Source organism: Paracoccus sp. S4493 (assembly GCF_000967735.1).
Taxonomy (GTDB): Bacteria; Pseudomonadota; Alphaproteobacteria; order Rhodobacterales; family Rhodobacteraceae; genus Paracoccus; species Paracoccus marcusii.
In genome coordinates, this window is sequence record NZ_JXYF01000127.1 from 1 (window position 1) to 3,830 (window position 3,830).

The 3,830-nt window shown below is 71.6% G+C and carries 2 protein-coding genes; both read left to right on the forward strand.

What is annotated here, in order from left to right:
- Positions 1-886, forward strand: an 886-nt coding sequence (locus TW83_RS14555) for an HlyD family efflux transporter periplasmic adaptor subunit (protein WP_157001626.1), incomplete at its 5' end; no start/stop codon positions are given.
- The coding region (locus TW83_RS14560; RefSeq protein WP_045983500.1) for an efflux RND transporter permease subunit at positions 879-3,830 on the forward strand (2,952 nt) is incomplete at its 3' end. The genes TW83_RS14555 and TW83_RS14560, both read left to right, overlap by 8 nt.

A 3,830-nucleotide genomic window follows, 5' to 3' on the forward strand; every position in this document is an offset into this window, starting at 1 on the left:
GGCGGACCGCCAGGCCGAACTGCGCGCCGCCGCGGTGACGCGGCAGGAGCAGCTGGCCGACCGCGGCCTGGGCACCAGCCTGGACCGCGAGACCGCCGAACTTGCCGCATCCACTGCCAGCCAGACCGTGATCGCCACCCGCGCCGCCCAGGCCGACGCGCAAAGCGCCGTGACCGCGGCCGAGAACGCCCTGCGCCGGGCCGAGATCGCCGTGACCGAGGCCCGCCGCGCACTGGCCGACACGGAACTGCGCGCGGGCTTCGACGGGCGCGTCACCGCCGTCACCGTGGTCGAGGGCGCGCTGGTCGGCGTGAACGAACAGCTGGCCACGATCATCGACCCCGCGGCACTGGAACTGCAGATCCCGCTGTCGCTGGACCAGTTCGGGCGCCTGCTGGGCCCGGACGGTGCCCTGCTGGACCGCGAGGTGACGGTGACGCTGGACGGCAGCGCCGGCGCAGTGGTCGCGCAGGCGCGGCTGGACCGGGCGGCGGCCTCGGTCGCGGAAGGGACGGCGGGGCGGGTGGTCTATGCCCGGCTGGTCCAGGGTGCGCAGGCGCTGCGCCCGGGCGATTTCGTGACCGCGCGCATTGCCGAACCGGCGCTGTCCGACGCGGCGATCATTCCGGCGGCGGCCCTGGGGTCGGATGGCGGCGTGCTTGTCGCGGGGGCGGACGGCCGCCTGCAGGCGACGCCCGTGACCGTGCTGCGCCGGCAGGGCGACGATCTGATCATCGCGGTGCCGGCCGACCTGGCAGGGGCGCGCATCGTGGCCGAACGCGCGCCGCAGCTGGGCACCGGCATCCGCGTCCGCGACGCCGCCGCCCCCGTGCCCGCGCAGGGGCCCGATCAGCGGGCGCAGGGCCGGGGCCCCACCCGTGGATAGGCGCCCGGGCCTGATCGGCACCTTCGTGCGCCATGCCACGCTGGCCAACCTGCTGCTGGCGGTGATGGTGGTGGCGGGCCTCTATTCCGCGCCGCGCCTCAGGGCGCAGTTCTTTCCCGACACGGTCGTCCAGCAGATCCAGGTGGCCGTCCGCTGGGACGGGGCCGGGGCGGATGATGTCGACCGCTCGGTGGTCGGCGTGCTGGAACCTGCGCTGATCGCGGTCGAGGGCGTGTCCCTGACCGAAAGCCAGTCCAGCCAAGGCAGCGCCCGCATCACCCTGGAGTTTGAGCCGGGCTGGGACATGTCCCGCGCCACCGGCGAGGTCGAAGCCGCCATCGCCGCCGCGGGCGACCTGCCCGAGGGCGCCGAGGACCCCGAGGTCACACGCCGCGCTTGGCGCGACGCGGTCACCGACGTGGTGATCTCGGGACCCGTGGGCCTGGACCAGCTGGGCCGCATCGCGGACGACCTGACCAACCGCCTGTACGCCCGTGGGGTGACGCGGCTGTCCGTCACCGGCCTGTCCGCCCCCGAAACCCTGGTCCAGCTGCGCATGGCCGACCTGGTGCAGCACGACATCACGTTGGACCAGATCGCGGCGACCATCGCAGCCGCCGCCGCGCCCACGCCTGCGGGCGACGTGGCATCGGGCATATCGCGCGTGCGCACGGGGGCCGAGACGCGCACCCCCGAACAGGTCTCGGCTCTGGTCCTGACCGCGCTGCCCGACGGGACGCAGCTGACCATAGGCGACGTGGCGCAGGTGCGCGACACGGGCATCGACCGGGGCGTGGCCTATTTCGTCGACGGCAACCCGGCGGTCACGGTGTCCGTCCAGCGCAGCGCATCGGGCGACGCGATCGGCATGCAGCAGGACGTGCAGGCGGCCGTCGACGCGCTGGCGCCGACCCTGCCGCAGGGGGTCACGGCGGAACTGGTGCGGGCGCGGGCCGAACAGATCTCGGCCCGGCTGTCGCTGCTTTTGGACAATGCGCTGATGGGGCTGGGGCTGGTCCTGGGCCTGCTGTTCCTGTTTCTGAACGCCCGCACCGCGATCTGGGTCGCGGCGGGCATCCCGGCAGCGCTGCTGGCGGCGGTGGCGATGATGTACGCGGTCGGCATGACGATCAACATGATCTCTCTGTTCGCGCTGATCCTGACGCTTGGCATCATCGTGGACGACGCCATCGTGGTGGGCGAACATGCCGACTATCGCGCCCGCAAGCTGGGCGAGCCGCCGCTGGTCGCCGCCGAACGGGCAGCGGGCGCGATGGGCGCGCCGGTGATCGCATCGACCCTGACCACGATCATCGCCTTTGCCGGGCTGGTGCTGATCGGCGGACAGTTCGGGTCGCTGGTGTCGGACATTCCTCTGACCGTCATTCTGGTGCTGGCGGCATCGCTGATCGAATGTTTCCTGATCCTGCCCAACCACATGTCGCACGCGCTGGCCCATCACGGCAAGGACCGCTGGTACGACCGGCCGTCGGTCGTCGTGAATGGCTGGCTGGACCGGTTCGTGGCGGGCGTTCTGCGCCCCCTGGCGCGTCTGGTGCTTGTCGCCCGCTATCCGGTGCTGGCGTTGGTCATGGTGGGCTTTTCCTGGTCCACGGCGGCGCTGATCAGCGGGTCGGTGCCTTGGCGGTTCTTCGATTCGCCCGAACAGGGCAGCGTGTCGGGCAATTTCGCCATGCTGGAGGGGGCCACCCGCGACGACACCCTGCGCGTCATGGGACTGGTGCAGGACGCGGTGGACCGGGTCGCGGCCGAATATGAGGCCGAATACGGAATCAGCCCGCTGACCCATGTGATGACCCAGGTCGGCGGCAATGCGGGTCGTCCCCTGCCGGGGGCCGAGACCAAGGACGCCGACCTGCTGGGCGCCGTCCAGATGGAGCTGATCGACCCCGATTTCCGCCCCTATTCCAGCTTCGAGCTGGTCGCCGCCTTGCAGGAGGCCATGCCCACCGACCCCCAGCTGGAGACGATCAGCTTTCGCGGGGGGCGGTCGGGACCGGGGGGCGATGCCATCTCGGTGCTGATGACCGGTGCGGATGCCGGGACGCTGAAGGCCGCCGCCGAGGCGCTGAAGGCGCGGCTGGCCGAGGCACCCGAGGTCTCGGCGCTGGAGGACAGCCTGGATTACGACAAGGACGAGCTGGCGCTGCGCCTGACGCCCCAGGGCGAGGCCCTGGGCTTCACCACCGACGGGCTTGCGCGCGAGCTGCGCCAGCGCCTTGGCGGGATCGAGGCGGCAACCTGGCCCGAGGGCACCCGCACCGGTGCCATTACCGTGGAGCTGGCCGAGGATGACCGCCGCGCCGATTTCCTGGACCGCATGCAGATGCGCACCGCGTCCGGGGCCTGGGTGCCCCTGGGCGACATCGTGTCGGTCAGCACCGAGGCGGGCTTCTCGGTCGTCCGCCGCGAGAACGGCGAGCGGATGATCGAGGTCACCGGCGACATCTCGGGCGACGATCCGGCGCGGGCGGCGGCGATCACCGCCGACCTGCAGACGCGCCTGCTGCCCGACATCGCCGCGCAGTTCGGTGTGACCTATGACGTCACCGGCCTAGCCCAGCAGGAGCGCGCGTTCCTGTCCGAGGCGCTGATCGGCTTCGCGCTGGCGCTGACCGGCATCTACATGGTGCTGGCGTGGATCTTTGCCAGCTGGACACGACCCCTGGTGGTGATGTCGGTCATCCCCTTCGGGCTGATCGGCGCGGTCTGGGGGCATGCGGCCTGGGGCCTGCCGCTGAGCCTGTTTTCCGTGGTGGGCCTGATCGGCATGTCGGGAATCATCATCAACGATTCCATCGTGCTGATCTCGACCATCGACGATTACCGGGCTACCCGGGCCCTGCGGCCCGCGATCGTCGATGCGGTCGCCGACCGGTTCCGCCCCGTGCTGCTGACCACGGCCACCACGGTCCTGGGCCTG